The organism is Saccharospirillum alexandrii (assembly GCF_004000275.1).
GTDB lineage: Bacteria > Pseudomonadota > Gammaproteobacteria > Pseudomonadales > Natronospirillaceae > Saccharospirillum > Saccharospirillum alexandrii.
This window is the reverse complement of the sequence record NZ_RCIP01000002.1, coordinates 978,051-1,004,453: the sequence shown is the minus strand read 5'-3', so window position 1 is coordinate 1,004,453 and position 26,403 is coordinate 978,051. Positions and strand designations below refer to the sequence as shown.

23 protein-coding genes are annotated in these 26,403 nt (G+C 57.6%); 11 read left to right on the top strand and 12 right to left on the bottom strand.

Translation table 11 applies throughout. The annotated features are described in order from the left end of the window. Positions 1-211: 211 nt before the first annotated feature. From EP166_RS12290 to EP166_RS12270, 5 genes are all read right to left on the bottom strand, one after another. Complete coding sequence (locus tag EP166_RS12290) at positions 212-1,255, bottom strand: 4-oxalomesaconate tautomerase (RefSeq protein WP_127557360.1); 1,044 nt, start codon at positions 1,253-1,255, stop codon at positions 212-214. Next, positions 1,248-1,937, bottom strand: a complete 690-nt coding sequence (locus EP166_RS12285; protein ID WP_127557357.1) for a 4-carboxy-4-hydroxy-2-oxoadipate aldolase/oxaloacetate decarboxylase — start codon at positions 1,935-1,937, stop codon at positions 1,248-1,250. The genes EP166_RS12290 and EP166_RS12285 overlap by 8 nt, the downstream gene beginning before the upstream one ends. Before the next feature lie 102 nt (positions 1,938-2,039). After that, positions 2,040-3,326 carry a TRAP transporter large permease gene (locus EP166_RS12280; RefSeq protein ID WP_127557355.1) on the bottom strand — a complete coding sequence of 429 codons (1,287 nt, stop codon included), beginning with the start codon at positions 3,324-3,326 and terminating at the stop codon, positions 2,040-2,042. Next, positions 3,323-3,850, bottom strand: a complete 528-nt coding sequence (locus tag EP166_RS12275) for a TRAP transporter small permease (RefSeq protein ID WP_127557353.1) — start codon at positions 3,848-3,850, stop codon at positions 3,323-3,325. Before EP166_RS12275 ends, EP166_RS12280 begins: the two co-directional genes overlap by 4 nt. A gap of 74 nt (positions 3,851-3,924) precedes the next feature. Next, entirely contained in the window at positions 3,925-4,947 is a 1,023-nt protein-coding gene (locus tag EP166_RS12270) for a TRAP transporter substrate-binding protein (protein ID WP_127557351.1), read from the bottom strand. 329 nt (positions 4,948-5,276) lie between these two features. On the opposite strand from EP166_RS12270, the gene EP166_RS12265 reads away from it, so the two are divergent. Continuing rightward, entirely contained in the window at positions 5,277-6,521 is a 1,245-nt protein-coding gene (locus EP166_RS12265) for a LysR family transcriptional regulator (RefSeq protein ID WP_127557350.1), read from the top strand. Between the two features lies 1 nt (position 6,522). Here the strand turns inward: EP166_RS12265 and EP166_RS12260 are convergent, their stop codons facing one another. From EP166_RS12260 to EP166_RS12240, 5 genes are all read right to left on the bottom strand, one after another. Then, complete coding sequence (locus tag EP166_RS12260; RefSeq protein WP_127557348.1) at positions 6,523-7,410, bottom strand: shikimate dehydrogenase family protein; 888 nt, start codon at positions 7,408-7,410, stop codon at positions 6,523-6,525. Continuing rightward, a complete protein-coding gene (locus tag EP166_RS12255) occupies positions 7,407-9,293 on the bottom strand; it encodes a bifunctional sugar phosphate isomerase/epimerase/4-hydroxyphenylpyruvate dioxygenase family protein (protein WP_127557346.1) in 1,887 nt (628 codons plus the stop codon). Before EP166_RS12255 ends, EP166_RS12260 begins: the two co-directional genes overlap by 4 nt. Positions 9,294-9,337: 44 nt before the next feature. Next, a complete protein-coding gene (locus EP166_RS12250) occupies positions 9,338-10,609 on the bottom strand; it encodes a TRAP transporter large permease (protein ID WP_127557344.1) in 1,272 nt (423 codons plus the stop codon). Next, a complete protein-coding gene (locus EP166_RS12245; RefSeq protein ID WP_127557342.1) occupies positions 10,606-11,103 on the bottom strand; it encodes a TRAP transporter small permease in 498 nt (165 codons plus the stop codon). Before EP166_RS12245 ends, EP166_RS12250 begins: the two co-directional genes overlap by 4 nt. A 98-nt stretch (positions 11,104-11,201) precedes the next feature. Then, positions 11,202-12,209, bottom strand: coding sequence for a DctP family TRAP transporter solute-binding subunit (locus tag EP166_RS12240; RefSeq protein WP_127557340.1), 1,008 nt, complete (start codon positions 12,207-12,209; stop codon positions 11,202-11,204). A 187-nt stretch (positions 12,210-12,396) separates the two neighbouring features. Between EP166_RS12240 and EP166_RS12235 the strand changes: the two genes are divergently transcribed. Together EP166_RS12235 and EP166_RS12230 are read left to right on the top strand one after the other, a co-directional pair. Continuing rightward, on the top strand, positions 12,397-13,071 hold the full coding sequence (locus tag EP166_RS12235) for a TetR/AcrR family transcriptional regulator (protein ID WP_127557338.1): 675 nt from the start codon (positions 12,397-12,399) through the stop codon (positions 13,069-13,071). Between the two features lie 64 nt (positions 13,072-13,135). Continuing rightward, positions 13,136-14,077 (top strand): AEC family transporter, encoded by a 942-nt coding sequence (locus EP166_RS12230; RefSeq protein WP_127557336.1) that lies wholly within the window; start codon positions 13,136-13,138, stop codon positions 14,075-14,077. Positions 14,078-14,121: 44 nt separating this feature from the next. On the opposite strand, the gene EP166_RS12225 is transcribed toward EP166_RS12230, so the two are convergent. Further along, the gene (locus EP166_RS12225; protein ID WP_127557334.1) at positions 14,122-15,018 is read right to left on the bottom strand and encodes a helix-turn-helix domain-containing protein; all 897 of its coding nucleotides are present in this window, start codon (positions 15,016-15,018) and stop codon (positions 14,122-14,124) included. Between the two features lie 150 nt (positions 15,019-15,168). Between EP166_RS12225 and EP166_RS12220 the strand changes: the two genes are divergently transcribed. The 8 genes from EP166_RS12220 (at position 15,169) to EP166_RS12185 (ending at position 24,684) form a co-directional block, all read left to right on the top strand. Beyond that, positions 15,169-16,620: an aldehyde dehydrogenase gene (locus EP166_RS12220; protein WP_127557332.1), complete on the top strand. Its 1,452-nt coding sequence runs from the start codon at positions 15,169-15,171 to the stop codon at positions 16,618-16,620. A gap of 96 nt (positions 16,621-16,716) precedes the next feature. Then, positions 16,717-17,916: an amino acid ABC transporter substrate-binding protein gene (locus EP166_RS12215; RefSeq protein WP_127557330.1), complete on the top strand. Its 1,200-nt coding sequence runs from the start codon at positions 16,717-16,719 to the stop codon at positions 17,914-17,916. 112 nt (positions 17,917-18,028) lie between these two features. Continuing rightward, positions 18,029-18,895 (top strand): branched-chain amino acid ABC transporter permease, encoded by an 867-nt coding sequence (locus tag EP166_RS12210; RefSeq protein WP_127557328.1) that lies wholly within the window; start codon positions 18,029-18,031, stop codon positions 18,893-18,895. Then, on the top strand, positions 18,892-19,842 hold the full coding sequence (locus EP166_RS12205) for a branched-chain amino acid ABC transporter permease (protein ID WP_127557326.1): 951 nt from the start codon (positions 18,892-18,894) through the stop codon (positions 19,840-19,842). The genes EP166_RS12210 and EP166_RS12205 overlap by 4 nt, the downstream gene beginning before the upstream one ends. After that, positions 19,835-20,569: an ABC transporter ATP-binding protein gene (locus tag EP166_RS12200; protein ID WP_127557324.1), complete on the top strand. Its 735-nt coding sequence runs from the start codon at positions 19,835-19,837 to the stop codon at positions 20,567-20,569. The genes EP166_RS12205 and EP166_RS12200 overlap by 8 nt, the downstream gene beginning before the upstream one ends. Beyond that, entirely contained in the window at positions 20,562-21,674 is a 1,113-nt protein-coding gene (locus tag EP166_RS21750) for an ABC transporter ATP-binding protein (protein WP_127557322.1), read from the top strand. The genes EP166_RS12200 and EP166_RS21750 overlap by 8 nt, the downstream gene beginning before the upstream one ends. 2 nt (positions 21,675-21,676) lie before the next feature. Then, positions 21,677-23,134 (top strand): aldehyde dehydrogenase family protein, encoded by a 1,458-nt coding sequence (locus EP166_RS12190; RefSeq protein WP_127557312.1) that lies wholly within the window; start codon positions 21,677-21,679, stop codon positions 23,132-23,134. Between the two features lie 95 nt (positions 23,135-23,229). Beyond that, the gene (locus EP166_RS12185; protein WP_127557310.1) at positions 23,230-24,684 is read left to right on the top strand and encodes a flotillin family protein; all 1,455 of its coding nucleotides are present in this window, start codon (positions 23,230-23,232) and stop codon (positions 24,682-24,684) included. A 72-nt stretch (positions 24,685-24,756) separates the two neighbouring features. Here the strand turns inward: EP166_RS12185 and EP166_RS12180 are convergent, their stop codons facing one another. Continuing rightward, on the bottom strand, positions 24,757-26,403 hold the full coding sequence (locus tag EP166_RS12180; protein ID WP_127557308.1) for a sulfatase-like hydrolase/transferase: 1,647 nt from the start codon (positions 26,401-26,403) through the stop codon (positions 24,757-24,759).

Here is a 26,403-nt window from a genome sequence, read left to right as displayed (position 1 = left end):
TTCTCCTGATTGCTTTAATTGTAGGCAATCTTTTTTCAGAAACGGTCCACAGATGCGACCGGGATTCGGAGGCGCGTTACCCATTAAGGGGACGTTCGCCACATGGATGTGGCGACCGAGGCTACATGGACGTATTTACGCCGGCCCCGTATGGGTAACGTGCCTCCGAATACCCCACTGTCTCAGCCAGCACCAGCCCTTGGCCGGGTAGTTAAATAAAAATCCGACCGTCCATTAATTTTCGAGCGGTGCGCAGTATCGCAGCGCTTTCAATATCGCCCTTCGCATCGCGTTTTAAAACAACGGTAGTCTCACCAATCGGATGTTCGATTGACATAGTATTACCGGAGAGTTCGGCCACTTCGTTTGCAACGCTGTGTTCAAGGGCGGCGGCCGTTGCTACGGAAACGGCACCCAGCACGCCAATGGATGCGTGACACCGGTGCGGAATAAACGTGCGTGTTGACAGCACACCGCCATGGGTTGGCGGACTGACCAGTGTCATTTTCGGCACGGTTTTGTCCGTTACGTCACCCAGGTTCATCAGGTAACCCGCCTGTAATCGAATCTTTTCCAGCCGCGCCTTCAGCGTTTCGTTGGCTTCCAGTTCTTCGCGGGTTTCCGTGCCGGTGATGTCGAAATCCCGAGCGCGGAGAATCACGCAGGGCATGCCGTTATCGATGCAGGTAATTCGGGTGCCTTCGACGGTGTCGTAGGCGTTGCCCGTTGGCAGCAAGGCGCCGCAACTGGAACCGGCCGTGTCCTTAAAGGTGATTAATACCGGTGCCGAGGTTCCGGGCACACCGTCGATGGCGGCATCACCGTCATAGTTCACCTGGCCGCCGGGTGTCATGACCCGGGCGACGGCTACCTGGCCGGTATTGACCATAAAGATGCGTACGTCGGTTTCATCGCCGGTGGCGTCAACCAGCCCGCGCTCAATCGCGAAGGGGCCAACGCCGGCCAGCATGTTGCCGCAGTTTTGCGCATCAGACACCAGTGCCTGATCGACATAGACCTGCAGAAACAAGTATTCAACATCGCAGTCGTCGCGGTCGGACTTTTTAACCACAGCCACCTTCGACGTCAGCGGGTCGGCGCCGCCCATGCCGTCAATCTGGCGCGGGTCGGGCGAGCCCATGACGCGCAACAGGGCAGCGTCACGCTTGGCGGTATCTTCGGGCAAATCATCGGCCAGAAAAAAGCCGCCCTTGGACGTACCGCCACGCATCCACATGCAGGCGATATCAGACATATTTCAGGCCCTTTTCAGCAAGCCGCTCGCGCATGTTGTAAATGTCGAGACCGAGTTCACCCGCGGCCAGGCGCTGGCGCTTGGCTTCTTCGTTGGCCATGCGCTGGCGGGATTTCTCGAGAACTTCTGCGGCTTCTTCGCGGCGGACCACACAGACGCCATCGTCGTCGGCGACGATGATGTCACCCGGGTTAACCAGTTCCCCAGCGCAAACCACTGGCACGTTGACGGAGCCCAGGGTTTCTTTAACGGTGCCCTGAGCGAAGACGGTTTTGGACCAGACCGGAAAGTTCATCTCAGTCAGGTCTTTGGTGTCACGCACACCGCCGTCTATGATCAGGCCAACGCCACCGCGAGCCTGCATCGAGGTAGCCAGCAAGTCACCAAAGTAACCGGCGTTGGAGGGTGAAGTCGGGGCCAGTACCAGAATGTCGCCTGGCTTAACCTGTTCAATGGCCACATGCACCATCCAGTTATCACACGGCGGTGCTGAAATGGTGACGGCGGAGGCGGCTACCTGAGCCCCTTTGTAGATGGGGCGCATATAGTCGGCCAGCAGGCCCTTGCGGCCCTGGGATTCGTGCACGGTAGCCACGCCACATTCAGCCAGTCCGTCGATAATGGCCTGGTCGGCACGTTCAATGTTTTGCACAACAACGTTGGGATGGGACAGGGTAGACATAGCAGCCTCCATAATTCATCGCATCGAAAGCTGAGGAGCCAGCCCCGATGAATTGTGTTGTTTGGCAAGAGCCCGACTGTCAGACCCTTGCGGAGAAAAGCGTTACAACAACCCGAGTGCCAGTACCGGAAATGCGATAATCAAGGCAAGTCGCACAATGTCTGACAGCACGAAGGGAATCACCCCTTTAAAAATTGACGTGATGCGCACGTCTTTGGCGACGGAATTGATTACGAATACGTTCATGCCAATCGGTGGTGTAATCAGGCCCAGTTCAACCGTAATCACGGTGACGATACCGAACCAGATCGGGTCGAAACCGGCGGCCATGGCCAGCGGGTACACAATGGGAACCGTCAGCAGCAGCATGGCAATGCTGTCCATCACCATGCCCAGTACAATGTAAAACGCCAGAATGCACATCAGAATCATGATGGGCGACAGATTCAGCTCGTTCACCGTGTTGACCAGGCTGTTGGACACCTGGGATACCGACAGAAAGACACTGAAAATCTCGGCGCCGATGACCATAAAGAAAATCATCGTCGAAACGACCAGCGTTTCCGCCACGGCTTCAATAAAGTCTCTGCGGTTCATGCCCCGGTACAGCGCGATGATCAGGGCACCAAAGGCACCGACGGATGCCGCTTCGGTGGGTGTGAAAATACCGCCGTAAATGCCGCCAATGATCAGAGCGAAAATACCGCCGAAGGGGATCAGGCCTTTAAGGCCGGACAACTTCTGGCGCAGTGTCGTGGCTTCACCAGGGGTGGCCAGTTGCGGAAAGATCTTTACGGTAATGGCAATGGCTACCATGTACAGCAGCAGGCCCATAAAGCCAGGGATAATGCCGGCAATGAACATGTCGCCAACCGACTGCTCGGTCAGCAAGCCATACAGCAGCAAGGCAATGGATGGTGGGATCATGATCCCCAAAGTGCCGCCTGCAGCGAGTGTGCCGGTGGCCAGGGAGTCGGCGTATCCGTTTTTCTTCATTTCCGGCAGGGCGACTTTCGACATGCTCGCAGCGGTGGCCAGTGACGAACCGGAAATGGCCGAAAAAATGCCGCAGGACATGACCGCCGCCAGCGCCATGCCACCGCGCCAGGCTCCGAACAGGGTTTTGGCACCGTGAAACAGTTCAGCCGACATGCGCGCCTTGGAGGCCAGCACACCCATGAAAATGAACATCGGAATCGGGCTGAAGTCGTAGTTGGATATGGTTTCAAACGCGCCGCTTTCCAGAATAGAAATAGCGGGGTCAAAGGCGACGATCCAGCCAAAGCCAACGAAGCCGGCAATGGCCATGCCCAGGGCAATGGGCATGCGCAATGCGATCATGCCTAGCATGCCGGCAACACAGATAAAACCGATCAATTGGGAACTCATAGCGTATCACCCGTTGTCTGAGAGTGGTCGTCGAAAAACATCTGTTCCCAGGCAAGGGCAAAACCGCGCAGTCCAAGCATGAACATGCCGATCGCGGCGATGTAGTAAATGTTATCCATGGGCAAGGCCAGGTCTTGAGTGGTTTCACCGGACATCGCGGCCGAATGGGCTGACTCGATGAGGCGAACGGTCATCAGAAACCCGAAAATGCCAAACAACAAGGTGTAGAATCCGGACATGACCGACTTGATTCTGTCGGACCAGCGGTCGGTGAAAATATCCACCACCACCTGGCCCCGGGCCAGGCAGTAGGGCATGGAATAGGCAAAGGTAATCATCATACCGTGGCGGACCATCTCGAAGCTGCCATTAAATGTCAGGTCAACAGCGCCGCCGGTCAGGCCGAAAATGGTACGGGTCAGGACTTCTATCAGTACGATCACCATGGTAAGGATCAGGGCCGTACCACCGATAATATTGAAGCCGAGTGAAAGCTTTCGTATCCAGTCAATCAGGTTACGCACAGGGATCGCTCCAGGGAATCAGGAAGGCAGTGCCTTGCGTTCACTCCGAACGCAAGGCACTGGTTGGAAGCCGTTTAGACTTCACACTGTGAACGCAACGCCATCGCGCGTTCGTACACTTCACGGGCTGGCAGACCACGGCCTTCCAGATCAGACAGGTAAGTCTCTTTAGCACGCTCAATGTACGGGGCCCAGGCTGGGTTGCTGGTGCCGCCTTCGATCTGAATGATCTCGTGACCGGCATCAACCGCCTGCTGGCGACCGGCTATGTCCTGTGCGTCAAACACTTCGCCAGCGCGCACTGACCAGTCCATGCCAGAGTTGGCATCGATGACGGCTTTGTTTTCGGCGGACAGGTTGTTATAGACGCTTTCGTTCATGGTGAGAATGAACGCCAGGGTGTACAGGCCACCAATTTCAGTGTGCGAATCGGACAGCTCGTTCAGGCGGAAAGACAACGCACCTTCCCAGGGCAGAGCAACACCGTCGATAACGCCACGCTGCATGGAGGTGTAGCTTTCCGGCGCCGCCATGCCGACTGGCTGGGCACCCAGTTCAGTCAGAATGTTGCCGACAACCGTGGTGGGGCGACGAATGCGCAGACCTTGCAGATCTTCAGGCGTTTCGATGCTGGTACCGGAGACGTGGAAACCACCTGGGCCGTGGGTGAAAATGAAGACCGGCTTGGTGTCATCGTATTCCTGGTCGATGTGACCTTCATCCATCAGGTTCTGCAGAATGCAGGCACCTTGCTTGCCGCTGTCGGAGACGCCGGGCAATTCAACCACCTGGGTCAGCGGGAAGCGGTTGGCGGTGTAGCCCTGAACGGTAGCAGTGGCGTCCATAATGCGGTTTTTAACGGCATCGTACTGAGCCGGCGGGGCAGCCAGCTGGCCACTCGGATAAACCTGGACTTCGATCCGGCCGTTGGAATCTGCCTCAACGGCATCGGCCCAGGCCTGTACCACATCCGTATGAGCCGCAGCGACTGAAGGCCACAGGTGGCCAACGCGCAGTGTGACTTCTTCAGCCTGCACAGAGGCGGCGGAAACAGCCATCAGGCCAATCAGGGATGTTGTCTTAACGTGCTTAAGCATAATTCAGTTACCTCGTTGTTTTTGTAATACACCGGTCCCATAGGTCGATGTATCCGGCCGGTCTTTCCCGGCCAGGCGGCTTATTACTGCAAGACTACTGCAAGTTCCAATCAACAGCTGCCCGAGTGTAACGGGAGTTGCCGACCATTGGCACAGAGTGTAATCCAGATCCTGAATTTAGCCTGAACGCTCAGGCAATCTGCAACCGTCCTGAACCCAGTATTCACAGCCCGGCCCGGGTGAACCAGTTAGTTTTCCTTAACAAGGTATTAGTTTATGTTATAAGTTGGTTAAACTTATGTTACATCAGAGGCAGTGGGAGCCGCCTAGTGCTCGATAAAATCCCCAATCTTCGGCATTTGCGAGCCTTCAGTGAGGTGGCTCGTTCGCACAGCATCAGCACCGCCGCCGAGCGTATATTCCTGTCGCAATCGGCCGTTACCCAGGCCATTGGCAAGCTGGAGGCGCGTCTGGGTATCAGTCTGTTTGTGCGTCGCCACAACGGCATGTACCTCACTGACAGCGGCGAACTGCTGGTACACCGGGTGGATCGCTGCATGGCTTTTCTGCGCACGGGCACACGTGAAGCGGTACGCATCGCCGATCGCAAGCAGGACGGAGTACGTGCCTCGGTTCACCCCTCTGATCAGTTGACCAATGCCCATTTGCGCGCCTTGCTGGCACTGCAAACGGCGACCAGCTACAGCACCGCCGCTCGCTCGCTGGGTATTTCACAACCGGCGGTCTACCGGGCCGCTGGTGAACTGGAAGGGCTGCTTAACGCCGTTCTGTTCGAAAAAACCAGTATTGGCATCTCCCTCACCCGGGCCGCCTTGCGCCTTGCCCGTTTCGCCCTGTTGGGGTTGCGCGAACTCGAACAGGGCCTGTTCGAAGTGCAGGAAATGCACGGGGCCGATTCCACCCTGATTCGGGTCGGTTCGATGCCACTGGCGCGCACCTTTCTGCTTCCGGCGGCCATTAACCGTATATCGACGCTGAAACCGGAAATTCGGGTCGATGTGCTCGAAGGCCCATACGATGACCTGTTGAATCGCTTGTTGCATGGTGAACTCGACTTGCTGATCGGCGCGCTGCGCGACCCGGCACCGAGTTCGGACATTCAGCAGGAGCAACTGCTGACCAGCCCGATCTCGGTCGTCGCCCGCAAACAGCACCCGCTGGCGGGGGGTGGCACACTGACCCTCGATGATCTGCGCGGCTATCCCTGGGTAGTCCCGCGTGAAGGCACACCAGCCCGCTCTTTGTTCAACCGGATGATTGCTGCCCAGGATCCGTCTGCGCTCAGAGGTGTGATTGAATGCAGCTCGCAGATCGTGATTCGGGAGTTGTTGCTGGGCAGTGACCGCCTGACCTTCATTTCCAGCCACCAGATCGAGCATGAACAGCAGGAAGGCATTTTGACGGTGTTGAACATTGATATGCCGCCGGTCGAGCGGCCCATTGGCATCACCACCCGTAAAGACTGGCAACCAACCACCACGCAACGGTTGTTTATATCCATTGTTCGGTCACTGGCGCAGTCGCTGGCGCAAACGACCCGGTTGGTCCGCTAGATCACGAAGCCCGGGGGCTTTCGTTCAACACCAGTTGCCGGAAATAGTGGTCGCGCACGGAAGAAACCTGGGCGTCGATGGCCGCCGTGGTGGCTTGGCTTCCGGCAAAAAACCGAAAGGCGTCGATGCCCTGGAAGACAAACAAGTCAACGCCTGACAGTGTTGCTGCACCACACTCTTCAGCTGCGATCAGCAATTCGGTACGAGCGGGGATATAAACGGCGTCGAATACCCATTGCTGGTCGTGCACGTGATCGGTCTTGATCGGGCAACCCGGGTGATTGATGTGGCCGACCGGCGTGCAATTGACGATGCCGTCAAAACTCGCCATGCGACGCTTGGCTTCACTGGCCGACAGTGTCTCGGTGTTGATGCCCTGACGGTTTAGGTCGAGACTCAGGGCTTCACCCCGGGTCGCGTCGCGTTCCACCAGGCCAATCGAGGTGACACCCAATGCCCCCAACGCGCAAGCGACCGCTCGACCAACACCGCCGGCGCCGACCAGTAATACCCGGCCCGCAGGCCGGTTGGCAAATTGGCGCTGGTAGGCGCTGATAAAGCCGCTGTAATCGGTGTTTTCCGCATGTATTTTGCCGCCCTCAAAGATCAGGGTATTGGACGAGCCCACGCGCTGAACGCCTTCGCTGAGCGTATCGGCCAGGTTGCGGGCCGCTTCCTTGAATGGAAAAGTGACGTTGCTGCCGCGATAGCCTTCGGCTTGCAAACGCGCCACCGTGGCTGGGAAATCGAAGCCATTGACGCCGAGCGAATCGACCAGGTCATATTGCGTGTCCAGCCCAACCAGACTGCCCAGTCGCCGGTGCAGGTCGGGCGATTGTGATTTGGCGATGCCCTCGCCAATCAACGCCAGTTTCATGGCCACTGTCATGATAAGGGATCTCCTTGGGTGTCTGCAGACGGGTTGGCCAGGGCATCCGCCTGTTGCTGGGCGGCGGCACGGACGAACGCATTGGGCGCGCCGAGGCCCTGATAGCCATCGCGTTGCACCAGTTCGAAAAAGAAGGATTGATGATCGGGCCGCACGTAGAGCTGGCGGAACTCGCCAGTGCCATCCTCGTCATACAAGACGGAGTGATCTTGCATCCACTGAACCTCGGATTCTCCCAGTTCATAGCGCGCTTGCAGATCCCGGTAGTAGTTCACCGGAATGGTCAGCGTGGGTGTGTGGGCGTCGGCCAAACCTGCGACAGTAGCGGTCATGTCCTGGGTGCGCAGCGCAATGTGCTGCACACCGGAGCCGCCCACTTTTTTGACCAGCCGGTTGCTGGTGGTCTCCGGTGAGGCACTGGCGTTCAGTGCCAGGCGGAAGCGGCGGCTCTGGTTCGCTTCACCGCTGTTGTGTAACACCTGGCTCTGGATCAGCCCTTTGGGGTCGGTCACATCAAAGGAAGCGGTCGGTTCCAGCGCAAACACCGAACGGTATTGCAACATTACCGACAGGTAATCGTGATACGACAGCGACAGACTCAGGTGGTCGACTTCCACCACGGGGCCTTTCGGAACCGGTTGGGTATCGACGGTGAATTCGGTATCCCAGACTTTGCTCAGTTGCGAGGCGTCGACAATGTAGGCCAGTGACCCGTCGACGTTGCGCATCGCCGTCATGTCGTGGCTGGCGTTGACATCTTTGGGTTCAACCAGGTCGTAACCCAGCTTTCGGGCACGCTTGATCGCCTGGTAAGCGTTATCGACCTGCACGCCAAAGGCACTGACCGAGGTGGCTTCGCGCCCGGGCACCCGGCCAGCGAAATCGCGTTCGGTATTGATGACGACGTTCAAGTCGTTCATCGCCCAGCGCTCGGCCGCAACCTGAGCGTGCTTGCCGACGCAGCGCAACCCCAGGGCAGCCAGGTCGGTGCGCAACACATCGGCGCGATCCGGGTTGATGGCAATTTCGATAAACGCCAGGCGTTCAACCGGTTGCGGTGCCGGTACCGAACTCTGGTCGGCCATGGTGCGCAGTAGCCGGTAGGAGTGCATGCCATCGCGGGCAGTCTGGTCCGAGTGGCCCATGCGAAACACGTCGTTGAAAATTTCGTGCGAGAGGGCACCGTCGTAACGGGTTTCACTCAGCCTTTCCATAAACTGCTGCATCTGCAATTCACCCTGGCCCGGGAAACAGCGGTAGTGACGGCTCCAGGAGAGATGATCCATGGAAAGCCGTGGCGCATCGGCGGTTTGCACCAGGAAAATCCGGTCGCCGGGAATACTGGCGAGCGTATCCAGCTCGGTCTGGCGTGAGAAGATGTGAAAGGTGTCGAGCACCAGGCCGACGGAAGCATGGTCGGCACGGCGCACCACTTCCCAGCTGTCGCGGTAATCGTGAATATGAGTGCCCCAAGCCAGTGCTTCAAAGGCGATGCGCAGACCGCGCTTGGCGGCCCGGTCACCGAGTTCGGCATAGTCTTCAGCGGCACGCGCGATGCCGGGTTTGGCATTGGGGTGAACCGAGCTGCAACACATCAGCAAGTCGGTGCCCAGCTCTTCCATTAAATCGAACTTGCGTTCGGCCCGGTCGAAGGCGCGCTGGCGGTCGCGACCTTCGAGCCCTTCAAAATCACGAAAGGGTTGCAGCGTGACCAGTGTCATACCCCGGTCACGAATCAGTTGCCCGGCTTCGCGCGCGGTGCCGTTAAAGGCGGTCAAATCGTTTTCGAAAATTTCGATGCCTTCAAAACCGGCATCGGCTATCGCATTGATCTTGTCGCTCAGTGCGCCACTCAGGCACACCGTGGCTATGGATGAGTACATGTCATTTCTCCGTTCGGCATGGTTGTCTGACGGACTGGCCGTGGTCAGAGGTAACCGGTAATTCTGGGCAGGAAGGTCACCAGATCCGGTACAAAGGCGATGACCACCAACACCAGAACCTCGACCAGCAACATGGGCATGAGCCGGCGTACAATGGCTGACAAACCAACCCGGGCGACCGAATCGGCGACAAACAAACACAGCCCAACCGGTGGCGTAATCAGACCGATCATCAGGTTGAAGATCACCAGAATGGCGAAGTGCAATGGTTCGATGCCAAGCCCGACGGCGATCGGGTGCAGAATGGGGACCAGTACCAGAATGGCGGCAATGCCTTCCAGCACCAGGCCAACCAGTAAGAGCAACAGCATGACCGCCAACAGGAAAATGACCTGGGAGTCGATGGCCGATAGCGCCCACTCGGTAATGATGTTCGGAATACGGTTGTAGGTGAGCAGCCAGTTGGCCGCCGAGACCGCGGCCATAATGATCATGATCACCGCGCTGTCACGCATCGCCCGGGTGAAAATGTGCGGCAGCCGTGATACAGGAATGGAGCGGTACAGTACCAGGCCAACAATGAGGGCGTAGACCACCGCAAAAGACGCCGCTTCCGTCGGGGTAACAATGCCCAGCAGAATGGAACCGATAACCGCGATGGGCATAAACAAGGGAATCAGCCCGTTGAAAACCGCTTTTCGCCGGGTGCCGGGCGCATGTGTCTTCTTGGTACCGAAATGGCCGGCAAAGAAAAAGACGTAAATGGACAGACCCGAGGCCAGCAGCAGACCCGGAATAATACCGGCCATAAACAGACCCGGAACCGACACACCGCTGACGGTAAGGGCGTAGATTATGACCGGAATGCTGGGCGGAATAATCGGGCCGATGACCGATGAAGCCGCGGTTAATGCCGCCGCAAAATCACGCGGGTACCCTTCTTTTTCCATTTCGGGAATGAACACCCGGCCGAGCGTCGAGGTATCGGCGATGGCGGAGCCGGACAGGCCGGCGAACATCACCGACGCCCAAATGTTCACCTGCGCCAGGCCCGCCCTCATATGCCCAACCAGGGCATTGGCCAGCGCAATAATACGCCGGGTAATACCGGCTTCGTTCATCACTTCACCGGCGAGAATAAACAGCGGTACTGCCAGCAACGGAAAGGAATGCAAACCGCCAAAGGCTTGTTGGGCGACGATACGAATGTGGTAGGGAAAATCAGCCCCGGCCATGAACACCAGCAGGGTACCGAGAATAACAAAGGCGAACGGCACACCAATGACCAGGGTGATTAACAGCAATGCGTAGATCATGCGTCAACCTCCGCTTCGGTCATGCCCAACAGACGGCAGGCGCCCATGGTCAGTGCAGATATTGACAGCAAGATGCCGCCCATCAGCGTGGAGAACTGAAACATCCACAAGGGTAAGCCGATGCTGGGCGAGTTGCGGCTGCCGCGGCTGTCGATGAATTCGTAGCCGGAAATGGCAAAGCCGATGCCGACACAGAGTACGAGAACGTCGATCAGAATCAGGTTGTAGTGCCGGATCGAGGCCGGCAATAAATCGACCACAATGGAGAAACGCACATGGCGATCCTGTAAATAGGCCAGGGCAACACCAAACATAATGCCGTAGATCATGGCGTAAATGGCGGCATCTTCGCCCCAGGTAAGGGAGCGACCAGCGGTGTAGCGCCAGAACGCATTGGCAAATACGATGGAGAATACCGTCAGCATCATCAGACCGGCGCCGGTACCGTTAATACCGATCAGCAGACGACGAAACAGGCGAAGGGTTGCGGACATAACTCGGGCCCCGGACGTGTGGCAGGAAGTGCGACAGAAAATCGTGGAGCCGGACCTGCTTAGGCAGGCCCGACTCCAGAGTAGCGCCAGTGCGCTGATCAGTTGGCGGTGGCGTTGTCTACCGCCTCGGCCAGGCGATCGATCCACTCGGCATCGCTGCCCAGTTCGTCACGCAGGTAGGCCTGAACGGCCGGTTGCGCAGCGGCACGGAATTCGGCCATCTGTGCATCGGTCGGCTGGGTCACTTCCATGCCTTCTTCGATCAGCTTGGAGACGCCTTCAGCGGAACCAAATTGCTGAATGGCACGGCCCACTGTTCCGGCGACCACGGCAGCACGTTGCAGCGCGGCCTGATCACTGTCGGACAACGACTGGAACAGGTCCTCGTTAATCAGGATATGATCAACACCGTAGACGTGGCGGTCCAGCGTCAGGTATTTCTGGAACTCGTAGAAGCTGTTGCCGTAGATCACCGAGATCGGGTTTTCCTGGCCGTCGACCACACCGGTGGCCAGCGCAGTCGGGACTTCACCCCAGGCAATGCCTTGTGGCTCGGCGCCCAGGCCACGTACCATCTCCAGATACAGCGGAATGGTTTGCACCCGGAATTTCAGGCCTTCCATATCGGCTGGCGAAGCAATCGGGCGTACCGAGTTGGTGAAATGGCGGAAGCCGGTTTCACCGTAGGCCAGGGTGCGCAAGCCGGTTTCTTCCAGGCAGTGATCCGCCAGGGCCTGTCCGAATTCACCGTCCATCACTTCCCAGGCAACCGGTGCTGAAGGAAAGGTGTAGGGGATGTCGGTGACCGCGGCTGCGGCGCAATAGTTGGCGTAGGAACCGGAGACCATGCTGATGCTGATGGTGCCATCCTGAGTGCCTTGCACCAGGTCGTCTTCACTGCCGAGTGAGCCGGCCGGAAACAGATCGACGGTCATGTCCGTTTCGGCTTCTACCAGGTTCTTGAACACCTGACTGGCGGCACCTTTTTTGGAGGTTGTCCAGTCGTTCGGGTCTACGTGGGCGAATCGCAGGTTCTCGGCAGAGACGGCACCGGCGGTAATCAGAGCGATGGCCAGACCGCTGGCCTGAAAGGATAAGCGCTTCATGGTTACTTCCTCTTGTTGTTGTATGGGGTGTAGCTGTGTATGTGTCAGTCTTTCAAATCGGGCCACGAGACGCCGGCAACTTCACAGAGTATAGCCAGGCGATGATCGTCAAATTCATAATGTACGAAATGGTACGTTCAGTCAACCTGTGGCATACTGAGCGCATCGCAGACGGAGGGAAGTCAGAATGACCACACACAAGGTGGCCGCAAACGGCAAAGAACGCACGCGCAAGAATGACCCGGTGCGCGTACAAGCCGATATCATGCGGGTTGCGACCCGGGAGTTCTCTGAAAAAGGCCTGTCTGGCGCACGCATCGACGAGATCGCTGAGAAAACAAAAACGTCTAAGCGGATGATTTATTATTACTTTAAAGACAAAGAAACGCTGTATCTGAAAGCACTGGAACGCTCCTATCAGCAAGTGAGACAGCAGGAAGGGGAGCTGGAACTCGATCACCTGGAGCCGATTCAGGCCCTGAGCAAACTCGTTGCTTTCACCTTTGAGCACCACATCAAAAACCCGGATTTCATTCGCATGGTGATGATCGAGAACATTCACCACGGCCGCTTCATTGAGCAGTCCGAACTGATTCAATCGCTTAATGCCGGCGCGGTGGATGAACTGCAGAAAGTCTATCGTCGTGGCCTGGAAACCGGTCAGTTTCGGCCCGGCCTTGAAGCGCTGGAGTTGCACTGGCTGATCAGTGCCTTGTCGTTCTTCAATGTCTCGAACCGCTATACCTTTTCGCGAATTTTCAACTGGGACCAGAACGCAGCGTCCAACCAGGAAAAGCTCGCCAGCCATGTGATCGATATGGTCTTGCGGTATGTTGTGAAGCCTGAATTAATGGCGGACTGAACGCGCGCGCATCTACGAGCCAACAGCGCCAACCTGCACACAACCGCCCGGGTGATTTTCCGCCATGCAAGACATTTCCGTTGTTAACGTCATTGTTCCTATTTTTATGGTCATCGGCATCGGCTACCTGGCGGTGCGCACCGAGCTGATGCCCAAATCAGTGATTCCGGGCATGGGCCGTTTTGTGCTGTATTTTTGCTTGCCAGCACTGATTTTTACCACCCTGACCACGACCTCGATCGCCACCGCCATCACGCCCTATTATCTGATCGCCTATGGTGCGGGCTCACTGCTGGCGTATCTGCTTGGCTTTGCTTTCTCAAAAGGCGTGTCAAAGTCCTCGACCTCTGAAGCCGGCTTGAATGCGCTTGGCATGAGCCTGAGTAACAGTGCTTTTGTTGGCTACCCGGTCTTGTTGCAGGTCTTTGGTACCCTGCCTGCCGCTGCGTTCACCATGACGTTGATGGTGGAAAATCTGGTGATCATGCCTTTGGCGTTAATGGTGCTGGAGCTGTCGCGTGCCTTGTCCGGGGGTGGCAGCACGCGTCAGGTAATCAGCAGTTTTGTGCGGCGCCTGGTGACACAACCGATCTTACTGGCCATTGTATTGGGCATTGTTTACAGCCTACTGGGGTTAGGCCTACCCGATATTGTATCCAGCGGCCTGGGTTTTCTTGCTGAAGCCTCGGCCGGTGTGGCGTTGTTTGTGATCGGTGGGTCGCTGGTGGGCATCAGCATCAAGGGGGATGTCTGGAAAATCAGCTGGGTAACCGTGGGTAAGTTGTGCATTCACCCGTTGCTGGTTGCATTGATGGTCTGGTTGTTGCCACCCTTTGACCGCCAGTTACAGGTCATTGCGATTCTGATTGCCTCGATGCCCATGCTCAGTATCTATCCGGTCGTCGCCGGCAATTACCTCGACCCGGCCCGCTACGCGGCGACGCTGGTTGTAGCGACGCTCATGTCTTTTGTATCAATCTCAATCGTTCTTGCGGTGTTGTTTTAAGAGAAAGCTAACAGCTCATAACTCGCAGCTCACAGCTTTTCTTTTCACGGCCACGCAGCAAACGTCGTATCTTCGCTCGGCGCCTGTTTGCGAATTTTCCGGCGCCAGGTGCCGGGGGCATCGATCATGTGTCGCTTAAAAAACCGATTGAAATAGGCCGGGTCTTTGAAGCCCAGTCCGTACGCCACTTCCGCGACCGACAAGGGTGAATGCGCCAGTCGCTGACACGCTTCGCTGATCAGTTTGCGTTGTATGATCATGCTCGGGGTCTGGCCGACGTCTTTGTGCGTTGCGAATTCGAGCCGTCGCTCACTGACCCCCATGTGTCGGGTGTAATCCGACACCTTCCAGTGATCCCGAAAGTGCAGCTCGATCAACCCCAAAAAACGTTGAAACAACGTCGAGCGAATCAGGTCGGTCTCGGGTGCAATTGACGGTTCGGCATGCTGGCGATGAATGAGTGCCAGCAGGGTTGTTAATTGAGCGGCAACCACGGTTTGGGCGCCCGGTTCGTTGTCGGACAGTTCAGCACGAATGGCACTGAAGCAGGGCGACAAGCGTTCGAGCAACACATCGTCGGTCAGTGGCAGTTCGTGCAAGGCATCGGCCATTGAACGGAACGGAACCTGCGCATCCAGGGTGCGGCTGACCGCCGGAATCAACCAGTCTTCCGACACCGTTAACAGCACACCGTGGCTACCTGCGGCAAAGTCACACCCCAGCATCATACCGGCCGGTGCCCACAACAAGGTGGGTGCCACAAGCTCAAGGTGTTCCCCTTTGAAACGCACCTTCCCACGGCCCGACAACAGCAGGATGCATTGGGCGAAATGGCGCCAGTCCTGTTTGGGGGCGGTCCAGGTCAGGGCGGTTCTGGGGTAGGTGATGTCCACCAGGTCCAGGTGCCGCTGTATCGGCTGTTGCAGCGCTGAATCGTTCATTAATTAACCTCTTTGATGGAGTAATGTACAATTTTTTGTTGTAAAAGTGCAATACAAAGCGGTTCCACCTTGTTCAGCTTTTGACTATCGTTCATCCATCAAAGCTCGTAACGCTTCGATCCCACAAAAAAATAACTCGAGGATCGCACCATGTTTGACGTTGCCATGCTGGTTAACAACCAGCCGACGCCCGCACACAGCAATCGTGTGTTTGACTGCAAAAATCCGATTACCGGCGAGGTCGTCACCCGGGCGGCGGCGGCCACCATCGCCGATGCGCGCGCCGCAGCCGATGCCGCAGCCGAAGCCTTTCCGGTCTGGTCTGAGATGTCACCGAACGAACGCCGAACCGTGTTGTTGAAAGCCGCCGACTGTCTGGCCGCGAAAGCAGACCAGGCAGCGCAAACGGTGATGCAGGAAATGGGTGCTACGCCGATGTGGGGTGGTTTTAATATTCACCTGGCGTCGTCGATGCTGCGCGAAGCCGCCGCCATGACAACTCAGCTGACCGGAGAAATTGTACCCTCCGATGTACCCGGCATGACCGCCATGGCCGTGCGCCAGCCGGTCGGTGTTGTGTTGGGTATTGCGCCCTGGAATGCGCCCATTATTTTGGGCGTTCGATCCATTGCCATGCCGTTGGCCTGTGGCAACACGGTTGTGTTCAAGGCCTCGGAAATTTGCCCGGCGACGCATCAGCTCATCGTTGAAGCACTGGTCGAAGCCGGTGCGCCGGCCGGTGTCGTCAACATGGTAACCAACGCTCCTGAAGACGCGCCCGACATTGTCAAAGCATTGATTGAACACCCGGCCATTCGTCGCGTGAACTTCACCGGTTCGACCAGAGTGGGGCGCATCATCGCCCGGTTGTGCGCGGAACAACTGAAGCCCGTCTTACTGGAACTCGGTGGCAAGGCGCCCATGGTGGTGCTGGATGATGCCAACGTTGATGCCGCCGTAAACGCAGCGGCCTTTGGTGCCTACATGAATCAGGGCCAGATCTGCATGTCGACCGAACGGTTGATTGTGACGCCGGGTATTGCCGATGAGTTCGTCGATAAGCTGGCTGCCAAAGTTCAAACCATCAGAGCAGCGGCGCCTGAATCCCAATCTGAAATCCTTGGCGCCGTGGTTAATCAGGCGGCACTGGATCGGCTCAACCGGCTGATCGCCGATGCGGAAAAGAAAGGCGGTCAGATTCTGGCCGGCGGGCAATCGGATTCTGTGTTGATGGACGCCACCCTGATCGACGGGGTCACGCGTTCAATGCAAGTCTACAAGGAGGAATCGTTCGGGCCGCTGTTGTCGATCATTCGCGCGCAGGATGAAGAAGACGCCATTCGCATTGCCAACGACAGCGACTATGGCTTGTCATCGGCGGTGTTCAGTCAGGATTACAACCGCGCCATGGCCGTGGCCAAACGCATCGACAGCGGCATCTGCCACATCAACAGCCCTACTGTTCAGGACGAAGCCCAGATGCCTTTTGGCGGCGTCAAAGACAGTGGCTATGGTCGTTTTGGCAGCAAGGCCGCCATTGCGGAGTTTACCGAATTGCGTTGGGTAACCAACCAGGCCGGCGACCGGCATTATCCATTTTAGTGAGACACTCCCAACAACAAATACCCTATTAAGAACAGCTCACCCCGGTGAGCCAGTGGCAAGACCAAAACAACGATAAAAAAAGAGGAACGACCCATGAAACTCAAGACTCTGTCCACACTGGTGGGCGCTGTTACCCTGGCCGGTGCGGCCGTATTTTCCGGTTCTGCTCTGGCAGAAGACACCATTCGCATCGGTGCGGCAGCCCCCAAAACCGGCCCATTGGCGGGCGGCGCTGCCGTGACCTACTGGCCCAACGTAGAGCTGTGGGCGCACCAGGTTAATGAGCGTGGCGGCATTCTGCTGAGCGACGGCGAGCGCCACCCGGTCGAAATTATCGAATACGATGACCGCACCAACCCAACTGAAACCATTCGTGCGGTTCAGCGGCTTGCGACCAGTGATGGTGTCGACTTTATCATTCCGCCATACGGCACCGGTATGGCACTGGCCACCGCGCCGATATTCGACCGCCTCGGTTACCCGATGATCAACGTAACCGCTATCACCGACCAGACTGATGCATTGACCGACCGGTATGACGGTGTGTTTTTTACTCTTGGCAAAACCACGCCACTGGCCCAGGGCATTGCCCGACTGGCCGCCGATATGAAAGCTAATGGCGAAGTGGGTGATCGCCTGGCCATGGTGAACGTGGCCGATGCGTTCGGTATTGAACTGGCCGAAGCGGCGCGCGGTATTTTTGAAGAAGCGGGTTTCGATATTGTGTACAGTACCTCCTATCCGCCGACGATTCAGGACGTGACACCGATCATCAACTCGGCCTTGGATGCCGACCCCGATTTGTTCGTGGCGTTCTCCTACCCGCCCGACACCTTTGCTCTGACCGAACAGGCGCAGGTGTCTGGCCTGATGGATGAAGTCGACGTGTTTTATACCGCCGTGGCCAACGCTTTCCCGGCCTATCGCAATCGCTTCGGTGACAGCATCAACGGTGTTTATGGCGTCGGTGGTGTGAACCCGGAAGACCCGGCCTTTGTTGAATACAAGGAAGCGCATATGGACGTCACCGGTGCCGAGCCGGATTACTGGGCCAGTGCCGTCATGTATTCCTCATTGCAGGTGCTCGAGCAAGCCATCGAAGGCGTGGGCACGCTGGACCGTCAGGCGGTGACCGAGTATCTGAAGAACAACAGCTTCGACACCGTGATGGGCGAATGGACCTTCGAAAACCAGCAAATCACCAACTACTGGACCGTTGGCCAATGGCAGAACGGCGACTTCTATGGCCTGGGCTCCACCGAGGGCATGGACGGAACCGCCGACCCGATGTAATACGGGTCGCTGCGCAACCGGAGGCTCGTCTCATCGGGCTCTCCGGTTGCAAGTCCACTCTGGTCTTTCGTTTTAATCGCATTTCTTACGGGCCTCTTCAGGTAGTTTAGCTATGCAAATCTTAATCACGGGGATCTTCCTCGGGGGCGTGTATGCCATCATTGCAGTCGGCTTGTCGCTGCAATACGGCGTGTCCCGAATCATGAATCTGGCGGTCGGTGAAATGCTGGTGGCGGGTGCTTTTGCGGCTTTCTGGTTCAGCACCGCCCAGAGCCTGAACCCTTATTTGTCACTGCTGGTGGTGATACCGGTGGCTTTCTGTGCCAACTGGCTGATTTACCGGTATCTGTTATTGCCGCTGGTGCGCCGTGCCAAAACGCGGGGCCAGCTGGAGGTGGATTCCATTCTGGTCACCTTTGGTCTCAGCTTCACCCTGGTGGGTATTTTTCTGTGGGCGTTTGGCGGCCAGTTTTTCAATTACAGTTTCTTGTCGGTGCCGGTCGAGATTTTCGATTCGCGCTACGGGCAAAACCGGGTGCTGGCCTTTGCCATTGCTTTTGTAGTGTGTGCGGCCCTGTGGATCTGGCTCAACCACACCCGCTCCGGTCTGTCGATGCGCGCCATTTCGGTCGATACCCGCGCCGCCAGCCTGGTGGCCATCGATGTGGAAAAATCCTCGAACTTTGCCTTTGCACTCGGGGGCGCCATTGCCGCGACCGGTGGCATGGTGCTCAGTACCTTTTTAACCTTCGATGCCTCCATCGGCATTGTGTTCACACTGAAAGCGCTGGTCATTGTGATCATGGGCGGCGTGGGTGATATTCGCGGCGCCATCGTGGCTGCCCTGGTGCTTGGCATTACCGAGACCGTTGTTGCCCGGTTGATTGACCCTGGCCTCACGCTGGCGGCTGCCTACGTTCTGTTCCTGTTAATTCTGCTGTTTCGTCCCCAGGGCTTGTTCGGGAGGGCGCAAACATGAAGTTGACGCAAACCGATGTATGGCGGGGCGTGGCGATACTGCTGGTCTTTTTTGTGCTCGCCTGGTTGCCGGCGGTGCCGGGTGCCGACGGGTGGCTGTCGATCGTGGTGCCGATCACCATGTACACCGTGCTGGCCACTTCCTGGGCGATTTTCTCAGGTCCGACACACTATGTATCGCTGGCCACCGCCGCCTTCTTTGGCGTGGGCAGTTACACCCTGGCTCTGGGTCTAGACAGTGTGCCATATCCGTTGCTGTTGTTGATGGCGGCGGTACTCGGTGGCGTAATGGCCGCCTTGGTCGGCTGGGCCACGCTGCGCTTGTCGGGTGTGTATTTTGTGATTTTCACGCTGGGTCTGGCTGAACTGATTCGACAGGTGTTTACCTGGTATCAGAACAACATGGGCGGCACCCGGGGCAGTTATGTGTTCACCGACTTCACCGACGCGCACATCTACTGGCAGTTGCTGGCACTGGCGTTGCTGGTGTATCTGGTCGGTTGGCTGATCAACCGTTCGCGACTTGGCTTTGCCATTCGCATCATCGGCGGTGACGAGTCGGTCGCCAAACACAGCGGTATCAATGTCGCCTGGTCGAAGATCGTGTTGTTTATGGTCTCCGGCTCGGTGGCGGCGGTGGTGGGTGCCATTCTGGCCCCGCGTTTCGTTTACATTGAACCGGCCATGGCCTTTAACCCGCAGTTGTCCTTTATGGTCGTGATCATGGCCTTGCTGGGCGGAACCCAACGGTTGTGGGGGCCGCTGATGGGCGCCATTCCTTTTGCGCTGGTGTGGGAAATCATCGCCTCCAACTTCCCGGCCCAAACCACCTTGTTGATGGGGCTGGCGTTCTTACTGGTGGTGTTTTACATCCCCAACGGCATCAGCGGTGTGGTGCTTCGCTGGTATCACCAGGCACGCGCCAGGCAGGGGGTGAACCATGAGTAGTGCCGTATTGCTTGAAGTGCGCAAGGTGGTCAAACGCTTTGGCGGGCTGGTGGCCATTAACGGCGTCAGCTTCGATGTGCACGAACACGAGGTGCTGGGGCTGATTGGCCCGAACGGTTCCGGTAAAACCACCATGATGAACCTGATCTCCGGCGCGCTGCCGGCGACCGATGGTTACATCGCCATGGATGACAAACTGCTGACCGATCTGCCCACGCGCAAGATTGCCCGCGCCGGTATCGCCCGAACCTTTCAACTGGTGAAGGTGATTCCATCGATGACGGTGCTCGAAAACGTCATGGCCGGTGCCGTCTTTGGCCACAAAAAACTCTGGGGCCATGCGTTGGCGGTTTACGCCGAACGCCAGCTGGAGCGCGTTGGTCTTTTTGGCGTTTCGCACAAGCCAACAGCCGATCTGACCTACATCGATCAGAAACGGGTCGAGCTGGCCCGGGCGCTGGCGTCCGACCCCAAGGTCATTTTGCTCGATGAGTGGCTGGCGGGCCTGAACCCGACCGAGCTGCAAACCGGCATCGAACTGATTCGCTCGCTGCGTGACGACGGGCGTACGGTGATTCTGGTGGAGCACGTCATGGATGCCATTCGTAGCCTGTGTGATCGCTGCGTGGTGATGAGCACCGGCAACATCATTGCCCAGGGCACGCCCGCCGACGTGCTGGCAGATCCGCAGGTTATCGAAGCTTATCTGGGAGAAGACTATGAGTGATTCACAGGGTCTTCAGGTCACCGGCGTCAGCGTCGCTTACGGAAAGCACCAGGCGCTGGACAACGTGTCCATCTCGGTCGCGCCTGGTGAAATCGTCGTGATTCTCGGGGCGAATGGCGCAGGCAAGAGCTCGTTGCTGGGCACCATTTCCGGCTTGGTCGAACGCAGTGCCGGTTCTGTCACCATCAATGGCACGGCCACCGCAGGCTATAAAGCCCATCAGGTTGTTGCTGCTGGTTTGGCGCTGGTACCCGAAGGCCGAGGCATCTTTGGCGACCTGACCGTTGAAGAAAATCTCACCCTCGGGGCGTATTCAACGTTCGCCCGAGAACGAGAAGAAACGCAACGCCAACTGGTCTATCAGTTGTTCCCGAAGCTCATCGAACGGCGCCAGCAAATCGCGCGCACCATGAGTGGCGGTGAACAGCAAATGGTCGCCATTGGTCGTGCCATGATGTCGGCACCGGGCATTCTGATGCTCGATGAACCGTCTCTGGGGTTGTCGCCCTTGCTGGCCAGCGATGTGTTCAAAACCCTGAAAAAAGTCCGGGAAACCGGGCTGGGTATCCTGCTGGTTGAACAGAACGCCAAACAGAGTTTGTCGATTGCCGACCGCGGTTATTTGCTGGAAAACGGGCGCATTACCGCCGAAGACAACGCACAGAACCTGTTGAATGATCCGGCCGTGCGTGAAGCCTATTTGGGGGGCGCTGGCAGCAAGGAAGCACCGGTGACTCATCACGCCAAACCAACGGCTACACAGACAGTCGAGCCGGTTTCGGTCAATCGGCCAGTAGCGCCAATACCCGGCCACGTTCAACCGGCGGGACTCGACAAACGCGCTCCTCTGGCATCCGACCGTTTGGCCGGTGGCAACATTCAGGATTGGATACGCACCGCCGAAGTGCTGCAACGTACGGCCTGGCAAACCGGCGTACGCGCCAACCGAAAAGAGATCGCCGGGCCAAGCGACAACACGTCCGGTAGCCTGGCCGATATGCTGGCGCGAATGGAGCAGGCCGCCCGTCGGTCATCGGCCGACGGCGATGCATCAAGCCGCGAATCATCAAACAATGATTTATCAAATAACAACCGGGGTGGTTAACCATGCATCCGTTCAAAGGCAATTACATAGGCGGCCAGTGGGTGCCCACCGACCGCACCTTTAATGACCTCAATCCGTCTACCGGTGACATCTGGGGCAAGGCACCGGATTCCGGCGTAGCCGAAACCCGTGCCGCGATTCGCGCCGCCCAGGAAGCCTTCCCGGCCTGGCGTGATTTACCCTACACCGAACGCTCGGCCTACATGCTGAAAGTGGCGGACATATTCGAGAAGCGCAAACCCGACATCGTGAAAGCCGTGCAAGCTGAAGGCGGTGGCTGGTTTGGCAAGGGCATGTTTGAAGTGGGCTATACCGCCGGGGTGTTCCGCGCGGCGGCCGCCATGAATTACAACGCGATCGGTGAAGTGTTGCCCTCCGAGCACGGCAAGGTCAGCATGGCCATGCGCCAGCCCATGGGGGTGGTGACCGTGATCAGCCCTTGGAATATGCCGCTGATTCTGACCTCTCGTGGTTTGTCGTTCCCCTGTGCGACCGGCAATACCATTGTGCTGAAACCCTCTGAAGATACACCATACGTGGGCGGACTGATGTTCGCAGAGATATTCGAGGAAGCTGGCGTACCACCCGGTGTGTTGAATGTCGTGACGTGCTCGCGGGAATCGGTGACGGCGGTTGGTGACGAGCTGATTGAAAACCCGGCGGTCAAGGGCATTTCCTTTACCGGTTCAACCCCGGTGGGTCGCTTTATCGCGGCCAAGGCCGGAGCGCATTTGAAGAAAGCCTGTGTAGAGCTCGGTGGTAAGGATTCGCTGATTGTCTGTGACGACGCCGATATGGAGCGGGCTTTGTCGGCCGCCAACTTCGGCAGCTTCATGCACCAGGGCCAAATCTGCATGTCAGTAGAAAAAGTACTGGTGCACGAAAACATCTACGATGAGTTTCTGCGCAAATTCATCGCCAGGGCGGCAAAGCTGAAAATGGGCGACACCACAACCGATCCGTCGAATGTGATCGGGCCACTGATTAATGACCGCCAGGCGGCTCGTGTTAAAGACCAGATCGACGACGCGGTGGCCAAAGGCGCGAAAGTGGTTCTGGGTGGCGGTGTTCAGGGGCGTTTTGTCGAGCCGACGATCATGACCGGCGTCACGCCGGATATGAAGCTCTATCAGGATGAAACCTTCGGCCCGGTGGTGCCGGTGATTCCGTTCTCGACCGACGACGAAGCCATCGCCATTGCCAATGACACCGAATACGGCCTGTCATCCGGCATCATCACCGCCAATGAAGAACGGGCGTTGCACATGGCCCGGCTGCTGGAAACTGGCTCCTGCCACGTGAACTGTTCATCGATTAACGATGAACCTCATGTGCCCTTTGGCGGCTCGAAGGCGTCTGGCCTGGGCAATCACGGTGGTCGCTGGTCGGTCGAAACCTTTTCACAAACCCGCTGGATCACACTGGACCGGGGCGGTCGTCCGTACCCGCCAGTGTTCTGATACCGCACTTAACCGCATGGCCCGGCAGGCTTCGGCAGGCCGGGTGTTTGGGAGACTAACAATGAACAATAACAAGCGTCAGTGGGAGATTGGGCATGGCTAACGCTATTATTTGGGTGATTCTCGGCCTGATCGTTCTGGCCATTGTCATCGCCATTCTGGCTAAATTCTATCAACGCGGAACCCGTGAGGTGAGCCTGGTGAGAACCGGCCTCGGCGGGCGAAAAGTATCGCTCGACGGTGGCGTACTCGCCATTCCGTATTTCAACAACGTCGCCCGGGTGAACATGCAGACGCTGCGCCTGGAAGTGAAGCGCGCCGGCAATGGGTCGCTGATTACCCAGGATAAACTGCGGGTCGATGTGGGCGTTGAGTTTTATGTGTCGGTCATTGATACCGAAGAAGGCGTATCACGGGCCGCGCAAACGCTCGGCAACCGTACCTTTGATGCGGGAAAGTTGTGTGACCTGATTGAAGGCAAACTGATCGACGCGCTGCGTTCCGTGGCCGCGCGGTTCACCATGGACGACCTGCACGAGAAGCGTGGCGACTTCGTACGCCAGGTAAAAGAGCTGCTCGAACCGACCATGACCAGCAACGGCCTGGCACTGGAAAGTGTCTCGCTGACTGACATGGACCAGACCCCGTTCGATGCGCTCGATGAAAACAACGCCTTCAACGCCGCCGGCATGCGCAAGCTCTCCGAGCTGATCGCCCGGTCGCGCAAAGAACGCGCCGATATCGACGCCGATGCCGAGGTCGCGGTGCGCCAGTCGGCGTTATCCCTGGCCAAACGCAAACTCGATTTCGACCTTGAAGAGGCCCAGGCGCGCATTCAGCAAACCCAGCAAATGGAAGTGTTGAAGGCTCGTCAGATGGCCGAAGTGGCCGCGTACAAAGCGGAGAGCGAACGTGCCATTGCCACCAGCCAGATCGAGATGGAGCGCGCCATTCGCGAAGCCACGCTGAAGCGGGACATCGAGCTGAATGAGAAGCAGCGTGAAGAGCGGGAGTCGCAGATCAAGCTGGAAGAAACCGAAGCAAAAGTCATTGCTGCCAAAGATAAAGTAGCGACTGGCAAAGCCGTCAGCGATGCCGAACGCGCCAAGAAGGTGGCAGCGCTCCAGGCTGAAGAAGCCGCCGCAACTCGCGTCGCCAGTGCCAATGCCCACCAGGCTGAATTGCTGGCCGAAGCCGAAGGGCGCCGTGCCATGGTCGCCGCTGAAAACGGCATGAGTGATAGCCTGATGGCAATGAAGACTGAGGCGTCCAGGCTGCAGGCCTTACCTGAGATCGTTGCGCAGATGGTGAAACCGGCGGAGAAAATCGAGTCGATCAAGATCCATCAGATCACTGGCCTGGGCCAACCACTGGGCAGCGACGGCAATCGCGTTGGCGAACGGCCCGCTGTGAATCAGGCGCTCGACAGCATCATGAGTATGGCAGTGCAGTTGCCGGCTTTAAAAAAGCTGGGTGAGGAATTGGGGGTCAGTTTCGATTCCAGTCTGGACGCTGTGCGCAGTGGCAACCGGGATGAGTTGCATAAATAATTGATGCGCTGACGGTACAAAAAAGGCAGGTCGGGAGACCTGCCTTTTTTTTAGCTGAAACCCTCTGCTGGGTTACTTCACCCCAATACTCAACGGCGGTTTCATTGCTTCCGGCACCGATTCCCGATCCCAGAATCCGATCAGAATTCCCTGGCGCCGCGACAACCCGTTGGCGTTTTGTTCCATCTCCCGGCTGACTGCCCGGCGGTTATGTAAGGTGGCACTCCAGTCGAGTAGCTGATCGCGCAGGGCACGTCTCACGCTTTCGTAGCCCGGGTCGCGACCCAGATCCACCAGTTCACTCGGATCGTTGTGCAGGTCGAACAGCATGTCGGGAAAGCCGGGGCAGTGTACGAGTTTGTAGCGTCCGTTGAAGGCCATGGTCATTCTGGCCGCCAGCGCATCAACGCCCAGTTGTGCGGCAACTGGCAGGCGACCGTAATCGTCTTCGGCGACAATGAAGTCCCGCTCGAAGGGGCTGGGTGTCTGGTGTAGGAAGGGAAGCAAAGAGCGGCCTTCGAGGCGGTGTTCGTGCTCGCTAACCTGGCCGCCCGCGCATTCGATCAGCGTCGGCAGTACATCGATAGCCCCCACCAGCGCATCGCATTGCTGGCCGCGCGTTACGTTGGCGTCTGCGCGTGGATCAACAACGATCAGCGGTAATTTCACCGAGGGCTGATGAAACAGATCCTTCTCGCCCAGCCAGTGATCACCCAGGTAATCGCCGTGATCGGCGGTCAGCACAATCAGAGTGTCATCGGTTAACCCTTTGGCATCCAGGTGATCCAGAAGGCGACCGATATGATCGTCCACTTCTTTAACCAGCCCGAAATACGCCGGTAGAACGTGCGCGCGTTTTTCGTCGTCACTGAACGTCTGGCTGACACCCAGTTGCATGAATTGCCGGTAGATCGGATGCGGGTCCTGCCGCTCGGCTTCCGACTTCACGGCCCGACCGAAGTCAGCATCCCGGTACAGGGAGTGATAGGGGTCTGGTGCAATGCAGGGCCAGTGCGGTTTGATGTACGACGCGTGCAGGCACCAGGCGTCATCACCCAGTTCATCAATGGTGTCGATAATACGATTGGTCAAATAGGCCGTTTCCGAATGCTCTTTGGGAATGCGGGCAGGTCGGTGCGCGTGCTCCAGGTAGAAGCCGGAGACGATGTCGCCGTTGTCCGTTTCCGCCGCATTGGCCCATTCAAGCCAGGGGTTGTCGCCTTCGAAACCGTGCGCGCGCAAATAGGCGTTGTAGCGAGGTTCCTGTTTGGAGTACTTACCCATCGGGCCTTCCGGGTGCAAACCATCGTCGTGCTCGCCCTCGGTAAAACCGGCGTTATACAAGCGTTGACCGAGTTCCGACCCCGGCTCAATGCCAAGCCGGTCCATGCCATCCAGATCGGGTTTCATGTGGGTTTTTCCCAGCAGAACAACACGTTGGTTCAAGGGCTTTAAATAGTCGGCCAGCGTCCATTCACTCAGACTGAAAGGCCAGTCGTTCCAGGTAGCCCCGTGCGAGCGCATGTGCAACCCGGTATAGAACGACGCGCGCGAATTGCCGCAGCTGGTGCCCTGGGTGTAGGCGTTGTTGAAGCGTACGCCGCGCTTGGCCAGTCGATCGATGTTGGGGGTATCGACCACGGTATTGCCATAGCACGACAGGGCATCCCAGCGCAGCTGATCGATCATGATGAAGAGCGTATTTTTGACGGCGTTCAT